At 47.0% G+C, this 18,289-nt stretch carries 15 protein-coding genes; 5 read left to right on the top strand and 10 right to left on the bottom strand.

Features of this window, described 5'->3' with window-relative positions; translation table 11 throughout:
- Positions 1-87 precede the first annotated feature (87 nt).
- Complete coding sequence (locus tag ICN14_RS05520; RefSeq protein ID WP_216225530.1) at positions 88-2,853, top strand: autotransporter domain-containing protein; 2,766 nt, start codon at positions 88-90, stop codon at positions 2,851-2,853.
- A gap of 63 nt (positions 2,854-2,916) precedes the next feature.
- Here ICN14_RS05520 and ruvB read toward each other — a convergent pair whose 3' ends face one another.
- The 10 genes from ruvB to ICN14_RS05470 all read right to left on the bottom strand — a co-directional run bounded on the left by ruvB (position 2,917) and on the right by ICN14_RS05470 (position 12,477).
- Entirely contained in the window at positions 2,917-3,984 is a 1,068-nt protein-coding gene (gene ruvB, locus ICN14_RS05515) for a Holliday junction branch migration DNA helicase RuvB (RefSeq protein ID WP_216225529.1), read from the bottom strand.
- Between the two features lie 31 nt (positions 3,985-4,015).
- Positions 4,016-4,600, bottom strand: a complete 585-nt coding sequence (gene ruvA / locus ICN14_RS05510) for a Holliday junction branch migration protein RuvA (RefSeq protein WP_216225528.1) — start codon at positions 4,598-4,600, stop codon at positions 4,016-4,018.
- A gap of 26 nt (positions 4,601-4,626) precedes the next feature.
- Entirely contained in the window at positions 4,627-5,148 is a 522-nt protein-coding gene (ruvC, locus tag ICN14_RS05505) for a crossover junction endodeoxyribonuclease RuvC (RefSeq protein ID WP_216225527.1), read from the bottom strand.
- 6 nt (positions 5,149-5,154) lie between these two features.
- A complete protein-coding gene (gene purH / locus ICN14_RS05500; RefSeq protein ID WP_216225526.1) occupies positions 5,155-6,735 on the bottom strand; it encodes a bifunctional phosphoribosylaminoimidazolecarboxamide formyltransferase/IMP cyclohydrolase in 1,581 nt (526 codons plus the stop codon).
- Between the two features lie 48 nt (positions 6,736-6,783).
- A complete protein-coding gene (locus tag ICN14_RS05495) occupies positions 6,784-7,023 on the bottom strand; it encodes a helix-turn-helix domain-containing protein (RefSeq protein WP_216225525.1) in 240 nt (79 codons plus the stop codon).
- Between the two features lie 25 nt (positions 7,024-7,048).
- Positions 7,049-8,065, bottom strand: a complete 1,017-nt coding sequence (dusB, locus tag ICN14_RS05490) for a tRNA dihydrouridine synthase DusB (protein ID WP_216225524.1) — start codon at positions 8,063-8,065, stop codon at positions 7,049-7,051.
- A gap of 150 nt (positions 8,066-8,215) precedes the next feature.
- On the bottom strand, positions 8,216-9,373 hold the full coding sequence (locus ICN14_RS05485; protein ID WP_216225523.1) for an FAD-dependent monooxygenase: 1,158 nt from the start codon (positions 9,371-9,373) through the stop codon (positions 8,216-8,218).
- Between the two features lie 10 nt (positions 9,374-9,383).
- Positions 9,384-10,754 carry an aminopeptidase P N-terminal domain-containing protein gene (locus ICN14_RS05480; protein WP_370624827.1) on the bottom strand — a complete coding sequence of 457 codons (1,371 nt, stop codon included), beginning with the start codon at positions 10,752-10,754 and terminating at the stop codon, positions 9,384-9,386.
- A complete protein-coding gene (gene murU / locus ICN14_RS05475) occupies positions 10,747-11,463 on the bottom strand; it encodes an N-acetylmuramate alpha-1-phosphate uridylyltransferase MurU (RefSeq protein WP_216225521.1) in 717 nt (238 codons plus the stop codon). Before murU ends, ICN14_RS05480 begins: the two co-directional genes overlap by 8 nt.
- A 12-nt stretch (positions 11,464-11,475) precedes the next feature.
- Positions 11,476-12,477, bottom strand: coding sequence for an aminoglycoside phosphotransferase family protein (locus tag ICN14_RS05470; RefSeq protein WP_216225520.1), 1,002 nt, complete (start codon positions 12,475-12,477; stop codon positions 11,476-11,478).
- Between the two features lie 33 nt (positions 12,478-12,510).
- Between ICN14_RS05470 and ICN14_RS05465 the strand changes: the two genes are divergently transcribed.
- Genes ICN14_RS05465 through rsmA form a run of 4 tightly spaced genes read left to right on the top strand, consistent with a single transcriptional unit; the run spans position 12,511 to position 18,281 of the window.
- Positions 12,511-15,057, top strand: a complete 2,547-nt coding sequence (locus tag ICN14_RS05465; protein WP_216225518.1) for an LPS-assembly protein LptD — start codon at positions 12,511-12,513, stop codon at positions 15,055-15,057.
- Positions 15,057-16,502, top strand: a complete 1,446-nt coding sequence (locus ICN14_RS05460) for a peptidylprolyl isomerase (RefSeq protein ID WP_255535977.1) — start codon at positions 15,057-15,059, stop codon at positions 16,500-16,502. Before ICN14_RS05465 ends, ICN14_RS05460 begins: the two co-directional genes overlap by 1 nt.
- Positions 16,477-17,505, top strand: a complete 1,029-nt coding sequence (gene pdxA, locus ICN14_RS05455; RefSeq protein WP_216225513.1) for a 4-hydroxythreonine-4-phosphate dehydrogenase PdxA — start codon at positions 16,477-16,479, stop codon at positions 17,503-17,505. Before ICN14_RS05460 ends, pdxA begins: the two co-directional genes overlap by 26 nt.
- Positions 17,502-18,281 carry a 16S rRNA (adenine(1518)-N(6)/adenine(1519)-N(6))-dimethyltransferase RsmA gene (gene rsmA, locus ICN14_RS05450; RefSeq protein WP_216225511.1) on the top strand — a complete coding sequence of 260 codons (780 nt, stop codon included), beginning with the start codon at positions 17,502-17,504 and terminating at the stop codon, positions 18,279-18,281. The genes pdxA and rsmA overlap by 4 nt, the downstream gene beginning before the upstream one ends.
- The last annotated feature ends 8 nt before the right edge of the window (positions 18,282-18,289 follow it).

The following is an 18,289-nucleotide window of genomic DNA, read 5'->3' as shown; positions in this document are numbered from 1 at the left end:
TAATTAATATAAATTTTAACGATGTATTTTTGCCATAATTCGCGAGAATTTTAGCTAAAAAGTTAATTACTTCAACTTATTGGCTATATGAAAACTACTTTTTTCCGCTCGATATTGAGCATCTCCGCATTTACCATTTCTGGATTGAGTCCCGCCGCTGATATCGACCTGACTGTTATGCCAGGCTTCACATCATTTCAGTATGGCGGAAGTTCAATTTCTACTGTCACTGGAATTCGCGACACTAACATCACGGGTGACTTTCTTATTTCGAATGCCAATACCGGTGGCTTGTTGTACAGCGGCTCCATATCCAATTCAACTTCGATTCCTTATCCGGCTGCAACCTCAAATCTTTCGAATTTTCCGGGTGCAATCAGTAATACTCCATATGGCCCAAGCTTTGGTTCTAGCTCTGGAATTTTGAGGGTTACAGGTAGCTATAAAACTGCCGCATCTTCAGATGGAGCGGCTGGAGATCTTGGTTATTTAGTGGATTCAGCAACGGGGGTTATTACAACCCTATTGCCAACCAATCTAGCTGGCGGAGAGCCTATTCTAAATACCCTTGGACATAGTACTTTTGGTAATCAGGCTATCGGTAACTTTGACACCCGTTTATCGACCGGTAATTCTTATGTCTACAACATTTCAGCTGGCACTTATTTATCCGTTCCGTTGGTGGGTACTTCGTTTGCAAACACGATTACCGGCGTAACTAGTAATACTGCTTATGGCGTCTATAACAATCTTATCTCTGGTGGATATGCTGGTACTTACAACAGTGTCGTAGGTAATTATTCTTATATCCATAATCAATCTAGCGGAAAAACATATACATTTTCCTCTCCCGATGTATCACTTATCACTCACTTTGAGGGCATTACTAGTGCTGGTAAGCCGGGGGTTTATAACTTAGTTGCGGATGCAGTAGATCTTGCTGGTAATAAGGTAAAAGCATATGTTGCAACGGTTGATCTGAATACGATTGATGTAGCTACTGGACAACCCAAAATCACTTGGACAGAAATCAAAGTTGGAAGTTACCTGACTTCTGCAAATTCCATGTATCAAGGTAATGTGATTGGCGTATATGTTCAGGACGGAATTACAAAGGCTTACCAAGCAAATATTGGGGATCAAATTATCAGTGTCTCCGGATCAGCTACGAAGGTCTACGACCCGATCAAGAATTCCGCACCTACCACCTCCATGGTAGCTGGATTAGGCTCTGATGTTATTAACACCAGCACTATTAATGTTTCAGGTGGGAATGGTATCGAGACGGGTAGTAGTTGTGGATATGCTGCTTGTACTACGGCTACTCAATATGGTGGTGTAGTGTCTAACTACGGAACTGTTGCAGTTACTGGCGGTTCTGCGAGTAGCGCAGTGCTAATGCAGGGTACTTTTGGCACTCTCGTGAACTACGGAACCCTACGAGCAGCTGCGGGTGATTATGCAATTAAAACCACCACTGCAAGCGGTGCAACTGCTGCCATAGGCAGTCTTATTGTGAATGGTGCTAGCGGTGTAATTGATGGACAGGTATCCGTTGCAGCCGGCTCATATTCTCGCTTTGAAAATAGTGGTTGGATGGGCATTGGTAGTGCCAATACTTCTTCGTCTGGAGTTACCCATACTGCTAGCGGAATATTTGTTCAAACATCTACTGGTACCCTGAGTCTACGAATTTCCTCTACCAATGTGGATAAATTGGTTGTAGATGGAACTGCTAAATTAGGCGGTACTCTCAGCTTAAGCGCTGCTGCAGGATCATATACAGCTGCTCGCTATTCAATCGTTAATGCTACAAGTGGTCTAACAGGATCTTTTGCTAGCCTGAGTACCAATCTTTCTTCAGCAAACAATCTTTCCTACGACGCCAATAATGCCTACCTCAATGTATATGCATTCACTACGGCCGAGACACAACAATCTTTAGTAAACAGTGCTTCTGCACTCCAGAGTACTTATACCCTTCAGAACTCTGTATTGGCTAATAGTTTTTCTTACGACTGTACTGAGTTTGGCCCTAACGGGATTTGTATTTCTGCTGGCGGTCGCAATACAGCGGTATCAGCGGCAAATGGTTTGAACAACACCAGTGCATTATTAATTGCAGCTTATAAAGTGCATCCTCAAGTTCGTATTGGTGCTTATGCTGATCAGAATTTATCCGTGAATAACGCTGGTAGTACGGTTAATCTTGCTAATAACACCCCATTAATTGGTTTGTTTGGAGCGTGGAATGAGCGTGCCGATGGAACAGGCACCGAAGTGAAAGTATCTGCAGCATACGGTCAAAAGAATGCGACGGTAAACCGTCAAGCTGTTGGAACATCAGAGGCAGGTGCAGGATCATCCCAGTTAAATAGTCAAGGCGCACAACTTACTGCCAAGTATGGTTTTGCAATTGCGCCACAAGTAATTGTTGCCCCCTACATAGGGATGCGCTATACCCAGAATAATATGGGCGGCTATACCGAAGGCACCTCAACAACAGTAACGGCACCGTTGACTTACAGCGCGTTAAATACCAATGCGACTACTGCTCTGGCTGGAGTAGGCGCTTCATATAGATTTATCCCTAAGGCAACTGTCTTTGCTAGTGCTGGTGTTGAAAGCGATACTAATACTGCAAACGGTACTTATTCTGCGACAGGCATTAATGGCTTGACTCCAGTGAACTTTAATGCCAATCCTGTGAAGACCCGCTCAACAGCAATGCTTGGTGCTTATTACGATGTTGTTAAGAATCAGCGCTTGGGTGTTACAGGCATCTACCGTCAAGAGCCTTATCAAGGCGTCTCTACTACAACTGTAATGGCTACTTACACAATTGGATTGTAGAAAGCATTTGGATTGATGGAAAAAGACCCGCTATTGCGGGTCTTTTCATTGGAGCTTTAAGATTTAGTCTAGGTTGTTTGAGTTGCTCGGTGGCGTGAGGCCAAAGTGCTCATAAGCCTGACGAGTTGCCACTCTGCCACGTGAGGTTCTTTGTAGATAGCCCTGTTGAATCAGGTAGGGCTCCAAGACATCCTCAATGGTGTCACGCTCTTCGCCAATAGCAGCTGCTAAGTTATCAATACCAACAGGGCCACCGTCAAACTTATGCAAGATGGCTTCTAGTAATTTACGATCCATCACATCAAATCCGCTTGGATCAACATCGAGCATCTTTAATGCGGCATCAGCCATGTCTTTAGTAATGGTGCCCGTACCTTTGACTTCGGCATAGTCACGTACGCGACGTAATAGGCGATTAGCGATACGTGGGGTGCCCCTAGCACGCTTCGCAATCTCAATGGATCCCTCTGGGTCAATATCAGCTTTGAGTAGGCTGGCAGAGCGTGTAATAATTTTGGTGAGCTCTTCAGTGGTGTAGAACTCGAGTCTTGCCACAATTCCAAAGCGATCGCGCAGTGGATTAGTGAGCATGCCAGCACGTGTTGTTGCACCAATGAGCGTGAAGGGCTTGAGATCTATTTTGACGCTGCGTGCCGCAGGACCTTCACCAATCATGATGTCGAGGCTGTAGTCCTCAAGTGCGGGATACAGAATTTCTTCGACCACAGGAGAGAGGCGATGAATCTCATCAATAAAGAGCACATCGTTTGCTTCTAAATTGGTCAGTAAAGCTGCGAGGTCACCAGGTCTCTCTAGAACGGGGCCGCTAGTTTGGCGCAAGTTCACACCAAGCTCTCTGGCAATGATATGGGCTAGGGTAGTTTTACCAAGTCCCGGAGGACCAAACAAGAGAACGTGGTCTAGAGCTTCTTGACGAGCTCGAGTTGCAGTAATAAAGATTTCTAGTTGGGCACGTGCTTTAGTTTGGCCAACATACTCATCAAGCTGTTTTGGGCGCAAGGCTCTTTCGAAGACGGCTTCCGAGTTGCCGGCTGCACCGCTAACGATGCGGTCATTACCTTCCGGCAAGTCTTCGGGAATTGAGCTGAGGTCTTCTGTGTGGATTGCCATGCTGCAAGTGTAGTGGTGTTTGGGTGACTAGTTAAGAGGACTTCGAGAGGTATTTGAGGCCCATGCGGATACCATCGGACACAGTGGTATCAGGCGGTATTTGTTTGAGGGCAAGATGCGCTTCTTTTTCTGAATAACCCAGTGCAAGAAGGGCTTGCAAAACTTCACTACTCGCTTCAATCGCCTGGGGTTTACCACCAACAATTCCTAAATCTGGAGCTAACTTACCTTTGAGTTCTAGGCAAAGGCGTTCAGCAGTCTTTTTACCAATGCCGGGGACTTGAGTCAGACGTCCTGCTTCTTGCATGGCAATGGCTTGAGCTAATTCATTGACGCTCATGCCAGAAAGTACGGCAAGGGCAGTGCGTGAACCAACACCACTAATCTTGATGAGCTGTCTAAATGCCTCACGCTCAATTTCAGTGGCAAAACCAAAAAGTTGCTGGGCATCTTCACGAACTTGGAAGTGCGTGAGAAGTGTAATTTTTTGATTGGTCTCTGGGAGTTGATACAGGGTGCTCATTGGCACATCGATCTCATAGCCAACGCCTTGGCAATCTACCAAGAGGCGAGGAGGGTGAACCGAAACGAGAATGCCTTGTATGCGACCAATCATGTAAAGATCTTAACCTGTTTATATTGTTATTTCTTGCTAGTCTTTTTGGGTGTAAGAGCAGCAGTAATTGCTTTCGGAATCTGGGCGTGATGCGCAGCGCAAATCGCTACTCCCAAAGCATCGGCCGCATCCGTTCCAGGGGCTCGGCTAAGGCGCAGCAAGCGCTTCACCATTTCTTGAACTTGAGGCTTAGTAGCTCTACCGGTTCCCACGATGGACTGCTTCACCCTGAGTGCGCTGAACTCTGCAACAGAGAGTTTGTCAGACACTAGAGCTGCAATCACCGCACCTCGCGCCTGACCTAGCATCAGGGTAGAGCGAGGGTTCACGTTCAGGAATACTTCTTCAATAGCTGCTTGCTCTGGTTGGTAGGTCTCCAGCACTTCCTTAATGCCCGCGTACAAGATTCCCAATCTCACAGGAAGACCTTGGTCTGGATCACCACTTTCAATCGTCCCAGAGGCCACGTAGCTCAGTTTTTGGCCATCAACATCAATGACACCAAAACCAGTAGTTCGTAGACCCGGGTCGATTCCTATCCAGCGCATAAGTGCTTAGTGGCGGAAGTGGCGTGTGCCAGTAAAGATCATGGCAATGCCGTGCTCATCAGCTGCTGCAATGATTTCATCATCACGCATGCTGCCACCAGGCTGGATGGCGCAGCTTGCACCACCGTTCACAACGACATCCAAGCCATCGCGGAAGGGGAAGAAGGCGTCACTTGCCACTGCAGAACCTTTGAGGCTTAAGCCTGCGTTCTCGGCCTTAATGCTTGCCATGCGAGCAGAGTCTACTCGGCTCATTTGGCCAGCGCCAATACCGAGGGTCATGCCGTTAGCGCAATACACAATCGCATTGGATTTCACAAACTTGGCAACGCGCCATGCAAACATCATGTCGTGCATTTCGCTTGGAGTTGGGAGACGCTTGCTAACAACGCGCATTTCGTTTTCAAGGACGTTCTTCGCATCTGGAGACTGAACGAGTAAGCCACCACCAACACGTTTGAAGTCAAAAGTATTAAATGCAGTGCCCAAAGGAATTTCTAAAAGACGTACATTTTGCTTGGCGGCAAAAATCGCTTTGGCTTCGGCGCTAAAGCTAGGCGCAATCAATACTTCTACAAACTGCTTAGAAATCGCTTCGGCTGCGGCGCCATCACATGGCACGTTGAAGGCAATAATTCCGCCAAAGGCTGAGCTTGGATCTGTTTTGAATGCCTTTTGGTAGGCCTCGAGGGCGTTGGCGGCAACAGCTACGCCACAAGGATTGGCGTGCTTGATGATGACACATGCTGCAGCACCGCCAGCATTACCAGTGAAGCTCTTGACGCATTCCCAGGCAGAGTCAGCATCCGCAATGTTGTTGTAGGAGAGCTCTTTGCCTTGTAATTGTTTGTAGTTGGCAAGCGCGCCATCAACTGGGTAGATATCTTTATAGAAAGCTGCTGATTGGTGTGGGTTCTCGCCATAACGCATCTCTTGTACTTTTTCAAAGGCAAGGTGCAGCGTTTCTGGGTAAGCAGAACGCTTCTTGTGATCGAGGTCATCACCTAATGCAGATAGATAATTCGCAATCGCACCGTCGTATTGGGCGGTATGGGCAAATACTTTTTTAGCCAGACCCAAATTGGTCTTATAAGAAACTACGTTCTTATTGGCTTTCATTTCTTCGAGTACGGGTGCGTAATCTTCAGGTGAAATGAGTACGGTCACATCTTGATGGTTCTTAGCAGCAGCACGCAACATTGCTGGGCCGCCAATATCAATGTTCTCAACCGCATCTTCAAATGAGCAATCCGCCTTAGCAACGGTCTCATTAAACGGATAGAGGTTAATAACCAGCATGTCGATCGTGTCGATACCATGTTCTTTCAAGGCAGCCATATGCTCAGGAAAATCCCTACGAGCTAACAAACCACCATGCACCATTGGGTGTAATGTCTTTACACGACCATCTAGCATCTCTGGAAACTTAGTCAGTGAAGACACTTCCACTACGGGTAGATTATTTTCAGCTAACAATTTTGCGGTGCCGCCAGTAGAGATCAGCTTGACGCCTTGCTCATGAAGGGATTTGGCGAACGGCACAATGCCATTTTTATCAGAAACAGAGAGTAGGGCTGTGCGGATCATATTTTTCAGAAGGATTAATTAATAAAGAATGGGGTATTGAGGCCTGATTTATTTCAGAAGCTGGTGTTCAACCAACTTCTTGTGCAGCGTGTTGCGGTTGATGCCAAGGTATTGGGCAGCCAAAGATTGATTCTGTTTCGCGTGCCGCATGACTAATTCGAGCATCGGCTTTTCAACTACTGCGAGAACCATTTGGTATAGGTCAGATGGGGGTGTTCCTTTGAGATCATCCAAATAACGTTGGAGTTGGGTCTCAATACATTCAGTGATGGGGTGCTTGGTAGTCATGGATCGATTAAGTAAAAAACTAAATTTAGGCTGCTTCTAAAAATAACAAACGATCAGAGTGGGATTTCATTTCATTGAAAAAATCATTCACCATCTGTAATTGGGTTTTGCAATCATCGGCGGTATTCATTCTTTGGCGAAAGGCATGTGAATCACGCAAGCCCTTGCAATACCAACCGATATGCTTACGCGCTGTGCGCAAGCCGACATATTCGCCATAGAACTCATAGTGATCAATCAGATGGGCATTCATGATCTCTTGAATCTCATTAATCTGCGGCGTTGGTAATTTGCCGCCCGTTTCCAGAAAGTGATTGATCTCACGAAAGATCCAAGGACGTCCTTGAGCGGCGCGACCAATCATGATCGCATCGGCACCAGTCTCTTTTAAAACAAATTCTGCTTTTTCTGGAGTGGTGATATCACCGTTAGCAACCACTGGAATGGCAACGCTATTCTTTACTGCGGTAATGGTTTCATATTCCGCTTCGCCGTGATAAAGGTCGGCTCTGGTGCGGCCATGAACTGTCAACATAGAGATGCCAGATTTCTCAGCTAGGCGGGCAATGTCAATCGCATTTTTATGTTCGCGATCCCAGCCCGTGCGAATCTTTAAGGTCACGGGAACTGCATCGGGCCCTACACCTACAGCTTGCACTACGGCTTCTAAAATTTGCTGCACCAAGGGTGCGTCTCTTAACAGGGCAGAACCAGCTGCGACATTACAAACCTTTTTGGCTGGGCAACCCATATTGATATCAATGATCTGGGCACCATGATCGACATTAAGTTTGGCTGCAGCAGCCATCATCTGCGGATCAGCCCCTGCGATTTGCACTGCGATTGGCTTAAATTCACCTTGGTGATTGGCGCGACGCTGGGTTTTTTCACTCTTCCACAGCAATGCGTTCGAGGCAATCATTTCAGAGACGGCATAACCAGCACCCAGCTTTTTGCAAAGCTGGCGAAATGGACGATCCGTTACCCCAGCCATCGGGGCAACAAATAATCTATTTGCGAGGAGGTGTGGGCCAATCTTCATCTGTTTCGGGCTGGGTTCTGGAGGGCTTTAAGCGCTTGGGAAAGGGTGTCACTTTAGCACAAGTCAGCCCAAATCTGCCTAAAAAATAGGCAGATTCCGTGATTTAGATCAAACGACTAATGCGTGGATTTGGGAGGCTATTTAAGCCCCTTAGCGCCTGCCAAACATCATCTGGCGAGCTATGGCTGTTTTGACTGACGGGAGCCATTGGAGGGCCGATAAAGCCAATCCACGACCGACCACAATGGGAAATAGGTTTGAAGTGAAGATTCTGGCCATGAAGTCGGTTAAGCCAATAGTGGCAGACCGATCAGCCTTGCGACTTTGGGCGTAGTCCTGCAAGGTATTTTCAATAGCTAGAGGCGTTTTTTGATCTTCAGGCTTCGAGAATAAGGCGCTCAGCTTTTCGGCCAAGAGATAGGCATCCCTCAATCCAAGGTTTAGGCCCTGTCCTGCAACGGGATGCAAAGTCTGTGCAGCATTGCCAATCCAAACTGCATTTCCCTGAGTAATTTCTTTGCGGTAATTGAGTCCCAACTCATAGAGGCGGCGGTCTTGGATTTTGAGGAATTGTCCAATTCGTGAACCGAACTCGGCTTGCAGGCTTTTCAGAAATTCAACATCACTTAAAGCGAGTCGTGCTTGTGAAGAACTTGGGTTTCCACACCAAACCAGATTCAGGATGTTGGGGCCATAGTGACTTGGCAACACTGCCAAAGGTCCTTCAGATGTAAATCGCTCCCACGCCTGATAGGGCGCAGCATTCTCAACCTCAACCAAACCAACCAAAGCAGATTGCTCATAGTCTCGGCCAGACTCTACCCAGTCCTGAGTTTTAAATAAACCACCTTCAGCATGCACTACACATTTGGCTTGAATGTTTGATGTATCTGCTTGCGCATCAAGATGCTTCCAAACAAAATTCGGACTTTTTGTTTCAATAGCTCTTAAAGCTTTGCGCAAAGTCAGGTGAATATCACGATAACGAATGATGTGACCAAGTGCATCTTGTTTCAATTCTTCGCGAGTCATGAGGGCGCGACCAAAACGACCTGCTTGCGACACATGGACTCGATGAATATTCGCACACTCAGTAGGCCATGCATTAATAGTGTCGAGCAAGAGTTTGCTACCGTGCGATAAAGCAATTCCTCTGCTATCAGCAGCGGCTAAATCAGCATCCTCTACAGGATTGCGATCGAGTAATGCAATCTTAGCTTCTGGAAACTTTTGCAAGCACCATGCCGCGCAGGCTAAACCAACTGGCCCGCCACCCTGAATCGCAATATCAAAATGTGTTGCTGACATGCTTGGCAATTTAATTATTCTTCATCAGCGCTTCGATTTCATCGGCTTTGACTGGCACGCCTCGAGAAATCAATTCACAACCAGAGTCGTTGACAACGGCATCATCTTCAATACGAATACCGATATTCCAAAAGCGTTCATCTACATCATCTGCTGGACGAACATATAAGCCTGGTTCAATAGTGAGAACCATGCCGGGCTTCAGAAGGCGCCAAGGCTTCTCTGAAGAGTCTGTTGATGTGCTTAGCGGTTCACGATAGGAGCCAACATCATGTACATCCATACCTAACCAGTGTGAGGTGCGGTGCATATAGAAACGACGATAAGCGCCAGTCTCAATTGCGTTATCTAGTGAGCCCAGTTCTGCAAGCTTGAGAAGCTTTTCATCAAGCAATCCTTGTGTCAGCACCTTAAGCGCAGCTTCATGTGGCTGCATAAATGTATTACCAGGCTTAGTTGCTGCAATGGCCGCCTCTTGCGAAGCTAGCGTGATTTCGTAGAGCGCCCGTTGAGGTCCTGTGAACTTGCCATTGACTGGGAATGTACGAGTAATGTCGGAAGCATAGCCATCTAGTTCACATCCTGCGTCTATTAAGCAGAGTTCACCACTGCGCAGTTCAGTATCGCCAGCGCGGTAATGCAGAATGCAGGAGTTGGCACCACCAGCAACAATGCTGTTGTACGCAACGCTTTGTGCACCGCTATAGCGGAACTCATGAAGAAGTTCGGCTTCGAGATGATATTCACGCATACCGGGTTTGCAGGCTTGCATTGCACGAATATGGGCGCGCGCAGAAATTTGGGCAGCGCGACGCATGATGTCAATTTCATGCGCATCTTTAAAGAGCCGCATTTCATGAATCAAGCTCTCTACATCATGAAACTCTGAGGGTGGGTTAACGCCGGCACGGGCCTGAGCTCGCACTTGTTTCATCCAATGACGTAAGCGACGATCTGTCTCTGCACTTTCAGAGAGGCGAATATAGACAGCTTCTTGATCCGCTAATAATTCACCCAGCTTGTTATCTAACTCATGATTGCTGTGCGCATACTCCACACCCAAGATTGAAGGTGCTGCGTCTGGCCCTAAGCGAATACCATCCCAAATCTCGCGCTCCGCGTCTTTAGGCCTACAAAAAAGATGGGACTCTAGTTGAGCTTGCGATGTTGATCCAGCAATCTTGAGTACCAGTGTTGCACCCGGCTCTTCAAAACCGGTGAGGTAGAAAAAATCACTATCGTGACGATAAGGAAATTCGCTATCTCGATTGCGGGAAGTCTCAGGTGCCGTAGTAATGATGGCGATGCCCCCACCAGTTTTGGCGCAGATCAGTTTTGCTAGTTCAATCCGACGTTGTTGGTAAATATTGGACTTATTCATGCGCTGCATTGAGCTCTTGTAATCGTTGGGGCGTACCTACATCGTGCCACGGACCGGTATATTTTTCACCGGACACTCTATTGTCGGCCATAGCCCTTCTCAGGAGTGGGGCTAACTTGGTGGGTACATCCAACTCTACATCTTTGAAGAGATCTCGGTGATACAGGCCAATTCCGGAAAAAGTGAGTTTTTCAGCGCCATCTAGGGGCTCAGCAGCTACTTGGGAGTTCTTGAGATAAAAGTCTCCCTCAGGGTGCTGAACTGGGTTGGGAACCATCAACAGATGTGCCAAAGGCTGATTTGGCATGCTTCGCAAAGTGGAGGCTATCTCCAAAAGCTGCTCAATCGGTAGATTTGGGCTAAAAACATCCCCATTGATGACTAGGAAATAATCGCTAGGGTTAAGCAAAGGCAGTGCCTTGCGAATTCCACCTGCTGTTTCTAGGGGGCTGGTTTCTGGGGAGTAGGCGATTTTGAGGCCAAATTGACTGCCATTACTCAAAGCCTCCTCAATCTTGACGCCAAGCCAGGCATGGTTAATGACAACATCTTTAATGCCTGCTGCACTCAGCGCTTCCAAATGCCAGGCAAGTAGGGATTTTTTCTTAATCGTGAGGAGTGGCTTAGGTAATTCATCTGTTAGTGGACGCATGCGCTCCCCTCGACCAGCGGCCAGTAAAAAGCATGGAATGAGATTGCGCTTATTCATGACAGTTTGCTGTTATTCCTTATTGGGGCGCGTTGATTCTAGTATGCGTGCCAAGGGCTTTAATTCAATATAGCGATTTGCAGTAGCAATCGCATACTCCAGTACTAATGGGATATCTTTGAGATAACCATCTTTACCATCGCGATGAAACAGTCTTGCAAAAATACCTAAGACTTTCAGGTGGCGTTGTAAACCCATCCACTCAAAGTCACGATAGAACTGACCAAAATCATCAGGCATTGGCAATCCTTCTTTGCGGCCAGCTTCCCAAAATTTAATCACCCAATCAATTACACGCTCTTCTGGCCATGCAATGTAAGCATCACGCCAGAGTGAAGATGCATCGTAAGTGATGGGGCCATAAACCGCATCTTGAAAATCGATCACTCCAGGATTATTTTTATCAGTCACCATCAAGTTGCGTGAGTGGTAGTCACGATGAACATAGACTTTTGCCTGCGCAAGATTGTTTTGAATGATGAGTTCAAATGCTTGCTTAATTTGAGAATCTTGAAGTTCAGTTAATTCGATATGCAAGTGTTTCTTTAGATACCACTCAGGAAATAAATCTAACTCACGCTGCAAGAGTGCTTCATCGTAGTTTGGCAAAACATCCGTTTTGCTTGCTAATTGCATTTGAACTAAAGCATGGGTTGCATCTTTATAAAGATGATCGGCGCTCTCAGAATTAAGCTCTGCAAGATAAGTTTTCGTGCCAAGGTCGTTAAGTAAAAGGAAGCCTTCAGCCACATTCTTTTCTAAAATTTTCGGGACGTTTAGACCGGCATTTTCGAACAATAAATCCACCTTGATGAAGGCATCTAAAGGCTCATGTTGGGGTGGGGCATCCATCACGATCAGAGTCGGAAAATCCGGGTTTTTGGACTCAATCCGGAAATACCGCCGAAAGCTGGCATCTGCCGAGGCGGGGGCCAAAGTGGGGAGATCTAATTGCCAGCTAGGTTCAAGGCCTTTTAGCCAGTTACGGAGGGTGTTTAAGCGAGAGTCAGTCATGGTCGATTCGTATAATAAGGCGGGTCTGGATCTATGAGTCATTATCGCCGTCGCGCCGGCCTTTGCGCCCCTCTTTTTTTAGCTGTCACCCTGCGCGTAATGATGGGGGTTGGATTGTCGCAATTTGCGCTTCCAAGTGCTGCTCAAGCACCCGCACCTTTACCCCCTTCTGCGCAGTCTTTAGGCAGCTCCGCTAACTCCGTTTTAATTCCTGATCGCGGCGATGTCACCGTCTTAAAGTTGGACGATCAATTGCGGGTTGGTAAACCTATCGCTGACGGTAATGCTTTGACATTTACGTCCAGCGATTCGATTGATGGAATTGTCGATCGTGAAATGCGCCTAAAAGGGCGTGCACAAATTCGTCGTAATGGCGCCGTGATTAAAGCGGATGAAATTAAATACGATCCCGATTCTGATGTGGCGAATTTATCAGGCAATACTGAGTTTTCAAAAGGCAATGCATCCTTCAAGGGTCCGAAGGCGCGCTTTAGAGTTGATGCCCGCGAAGGCGAAATGGAAACCCCGAATTACGAGCTGCGCGATAACCGAGCCAGTGGTAATGCAAAAAAATTAACCATCGAAACTTCAGATGTATTTGTATTTGATAAGGCAACCTACACAACCTGTACCCCTGAAAATTTAGATTGGTATTTCACGGCAAGTACGCTCGAGATTGATAACGAGCAAAAAGAAATGGTGGGTACGCATGGTGTCATGCGATTCTTTGATGTGCCTATTGCTTACGTACCTTACTTTAGTGCGCCAACATCAAATCAACGCCGCTCTGGAATATTGGCTCCTGTAGCGGGGTACAACTCTAACAATGGTATTGATGTGACGCAGCCGTACTACGTCAACATCGCTCCAAATCGTGATTTGTTGTTGATACCGCGAGTGATGGGTCAACGGGGTGTTCAGCTGGGCGCTAAATACCAATTTTTGGATCAGCAATACGCTGGTAGCTTGGGTGGAGACTATCTCCCTTATGACCGCAAAACCGGTACCGATCGCTGGCGCTATGACTGGCAGCAAAGACAGAACTTTAGTGGGGACTTATTGGGGTTGGGTGGCATCCCAATTGCAGGCGCATGGACGGGCTATGCCAATATTGCACGGGTTTCAGATAGCTTGTACCCCACAGACTTTTCTCAAAGTATTGCGGGGGCGGTAACTAATCAGTTTCGTCAGGAGCTTGGAACAACCAAGAACTTAACCGGGAGTCTGAGTAACTGGATTGTTTCAGCAAAGGCAGTTACTTTCCAAACCTTGCAGCCAGACCTGACTGCACCAGTTCAGTCGCCGTACAACGTATTACCAAATATCAATGCGTCTTATACCAATCGCTTAACCCCAACGGTTTCAGATGCTAGCGGTAAGTATCTGACATTACCCTCCGGGCCAATCACTACGTTCTCAACGGATTACACCCGCTTTGCCTATAACGTAAACAGTAACCTTGCTTATGCTCCAGCAGGCTATCTCTATAGCCAGGCGGATCGTACTGTAATCAAAGGTGCTATGTCTTTGCCTCAGATTACTCCTGGCTATTACATTACCCCTAAGGTGAGCTTCCAGTCGAATACTTATGCTGCTACCGCAGCGGTGACTAGTAATAACCCCTTGGGTGCTGCGCCTCCGGCGCAAGGGTTCACTATCCCAACATTTAGTTTGGACTCAGGCCTTGCCTTTGAAAGAGATGCAGCAGAATTAAAAGGCTTCTTTGGGCGCGACATGCTCCTTACCATGGAGCCGAGAGCCTATTATGTTTATACCCCGTATCAAAACCAGGCTTTGACACCATTGTTCGATACGGCTGATGCCGGCTTTGGCGTGACGCAGATCTTTAGTGAAAATACGTTTATTGGTAATGACCGTATTGCCGATAACAATAAATTAACCGGGGGTCTAACTAGCCGCATGATTGAGGCAAGTACCGGTGCGGAGCGTGCAAACGTAACTGTTGCTCAGCGTCAATCTTTTACGGGGCAAAAGGTGGGTCTTAATGGCAATATTGCCAATCCCACAACCTATTCAGATACCTTAGGATCAGCCTCGGTCCGCCTGCTTGGAAACTTTAGCGCAGACATGTTCGGCCAATACAACACGCAGTTAAATAAATTTGTTCAAACTACAGTTGGCGGCAGTTGGCGTCCTACGCCGGGTAGAAGTGTGAATTTTGGATATCGAAACGTTTGGACTCCTCCTACACAGGCTTTTGGCCCTACTCCAGCAACCTTGGCGCAGACGACAACTGACCAATACAACATCTCAGGCCAGTGGCCACTGACGCGTGAGGTTTCCGTCTTAGGTCGTTGGGGTTATGACGCATTAACTACTAAAACACTCAATACTCTAGTGGCATTGGAGTGGATGCGCGACTGCTGGACTTTCCGTGGAGCCTACTCGCAAATGCTCAATACCTCACAAATAACCACCACCCAGGTTTTATTCCAAATAGAATTTAGGGGCTTTGGTAGTGCTGGTAGTAATCCAGTTGATATCATGAAGCTTAATGTTCCTGGATATATGCCTACTTCCAAGCCTATACCACCCTCAACATATGAGAACTATCAATGATGCGTAGGAATCGATTTAACCAAGCCCTTGCAGCCATAATTTTGGCTGGCGCTGCTTTTATCTCTCAGCTTGCATTTGCGCAAGATAGCTCAAAGACTACGAGCGATAGCAAAATTCGCAATATTGATGGTGTTGCTGCAGTCGTTAATACTGGTTACGTAACACGTAAAGAGATTGATGATCGTATTGCTGCATTACAAAAGCAGGGCACTAAATTACCTGATGCTGCCACTTTACGTAAGACCATTCTTGAGCGCCTCATCATTGAAAAGATTCAACTACAAAATGCTGAGCAAGAAGGAGTCGTTGTTACCGGTAAAGAACTTGACAAAATTATTGCTGATATTGCCTCTAAGAACAAATTAACCTTAGCTGAGTTGAAGGTAAAAATCGCTGCAACTGGAAGTAGCTATGAGCGCTATCGTCAGATGTTACGTGATGACGTAGTTATTAATCGTTACCGTGAGCGTGAAGTAGAGGGCAAGATTAAGATCTCTGATGCGGAAGTAGATAACTTTATTGCAGACCGCAATCGTGCAGTGGCTGGTGGAGGAAAGCCAACACGTTCCACTCCAGCTGCAAAAGGTGAGCCAGAGGAAATTGATGTAGCGCAGATCTTCGTACCAGCCGATGCGGGTGCAGGCGCAGGAGGCCAAGCTGATGCAAAGAAAAAAGCAGAATCGTTGTTGCGTGAAGCGCGTGGAGATGTCGATTTCTTGCAATTGGGTGCAATGGCTGCAAAAGAGAATCCAAAGATTAAGTTTCAAGAGTTGGGATACCGCACACCAGATCGCTTGCCGCAATTGTTTTACGAGGCTGTCAGAAATACTGGTAGCGGACAGGTTGCGAATGCAGTGGTTAAAAGTCCTGCTGGGTATCACGTCCTCAAGGTTCTTGACAGACGTGCCCTAGCAGCTGGCGCACCTGAGCCACAGCAAGCTGCGCCTCAAGAGACTTCATCTACCCCGCAAAATATTATGGTGACGCAGACTTTGTCGCGCCACATTTTGTTGCGTAGTCGTGCAGGGCTGACGGATCAGGATGCCGAAAGACGGCTAGCAGGTTACCGCGATCAGGTTCGCGCAAAGACTGCTGATTTTGGTGAGTTAGCTAAAAAGTATTCTGAGGATGGGTCTGCTGCGAACGGTGGCAATCTGGGTTGGATGGGTCCTGGCGACTTAGTTCCTGAATTCGATCAAGCTATGAATCGCTTGCAAATTGGTGAGGTTAGCAATCCCGTGAAGTCCGAGTTTGGTTGGCATTTAATTCAGGTGCTAGAGCGTCGTGAAGCGCAGTTAACTGTAGAGAAGCAGCGCCAATTTGCCCGCGCAGCAATTCGTGAGCGCAAATTTGAGCAGGCTTATCAGGATTGGTTACGTGAGCTACGCGACACTGCTACGGTGAAGATCATTAACGCAGATGATCCAGCAGCCAGCCCTCGTTAACTTAGTTATCAGCTCTGGAGAGCCTGCAGGGGTTGGTCCAGAGGTCTCTATTGCAGCTGCAATCGCTTTTTTGCAGGAGCAGCCTGCAAGTGCGATTACCGTGCTTGGAGACTCCAGTTTAGTTTCGGTGGTTGATATCCCCAAGGCGTTATCAACTCGCTTGATAGTAGAGCCCATTCCACTCGCTGCCCCGGTAGTTGCTGGTCAACTAAATCCCGTCAATGCGCAGTATGTCCTCAATATTCTGGATACCGCTGTTAAGGGATGTCTAGATGGTCGCTTTGACGCGATGGTAACTGCACCAATTCAAAAGAGCGTCATCAACGAGGGGGTTGTCTCAAGCGATACCGTGTTTACTGGCCATACTGAATATCTAGCCAAGCTTTGCCATCAAGAACATGTTGTCATGATGTTATGTGCGACATTGCCAGCAGGATTTTTAGGTCTACATAAAAGCCGTGACCTTCGGGTGGCGTTGGTCACAACACATCTGCCTTTAAGTACAGTTCCAGAGGCACTCAATTTTCAGCATATTCTAGAAATGATTCAGATCGTCGATCAGGATTTGCGAACAAAATTTGGTATTGCAAAGCCCGTTATTCGTGTAGCGGGCCTCAACCCACATGCAGGTGAGTCAGGTTATCTTGGGCGCGAAGAAATTGATGTGATTGCGCCAGCGATAGAGGCTGCCAAAGATTTGGGTATTGAGGTAACTGGACCTTATCCAGGCGACACAATGTTTGATGCTAAGGCCTTGGATAGTGTGGATGCGTTTATTGCGATGTATCACGATCAAGGTCTGGCGCCATTCAAGTTTGTGAGCTTTGGTGGAGGGGTAAACGTCACCTTAGGTTTGCCAATTATTCGTACCTCAGTAGATCATGGCACAGCGCTGGACATTGCTGGTAAAGGGCTTGCAGACCCAGGTAGCATGTTAGAGGCTTTGCGACTGGCTTATCAATTGGCAGTAAATATAAAGAACGTAAAGAATCAAAAGATATGACGCATCGCGCCCGTAAACGATTTGGCCAAAACTTTTTGCAAGACTCTGGAGTAATTTATTCCATCGTTGCAGCAATCAATCCCAGTGAAAATATGCACGTGATTGAAATTGGTCCGGGCCTTGGTGCTTTAACAAGGCCTTTATTAAGCAATCTCGACCACTTAGATCTTTTAGAGATTGATCGAGATTTAGTGGCCTATTGGAATCAAGAAAATCTCAAGGGCCTGAATGTCATTGAGGGAGATGCGCTGAAGTTTGATTTTTTAGAATGGGCAAACGCACGTCCAGCCAATAGCGGCCTATGTAAGGTAGTTGGTAACTTGCCTTACAACATCTCCTCCCCATTACTTTTTCATCTCGTTTCCGCCGCGCATGCGATTGATGAGCAGGTATTTATGCTTCAAGCTGAAGTCGTTGAGCGCATGGTCTCCAAGGCTGGCGGTTCTGAATTCAGCAGACTTTCAGTCATGTTGCAGGCTCGCTATGACATGGAGCAAGTTTTAGAAGTTCCACCCGAAGCTTTTGATCCGCAGCCTAAAGTCAATTCTGCTGTTGTACGCATGATCCCAAGACGAGATTTCAGTTTAAGTGATGCGCAGTGGCATGCTTTAGAAAAAGTAGTGGCAGCAGCGTTCTCTCAAAGAAGAAAAATGCTACGCACTAACTTATCAGCCTTTGCTGATCGACTGTCTTTATCTGAGTCAGAATTAAAAGCGCGCGCTCAAGATATTTCGGTGGAGCGCTATATTGAGTGGGCCAAAACTTTAGCCCACTGAGACCCTGG

This window comes from Polynucleobacter sp. MG-27-Goln-C1 (assembly GCF_018881905.1).
Classification (GTDB): Bacteria; Pseudomonadota; Gammaproteobacteria; order Burkholderiales; family Burkholderiaceae; genus Polynucleobacter.
This window is presented reverse-complemented; position numbering and strand designations above follow the sequence as displayed.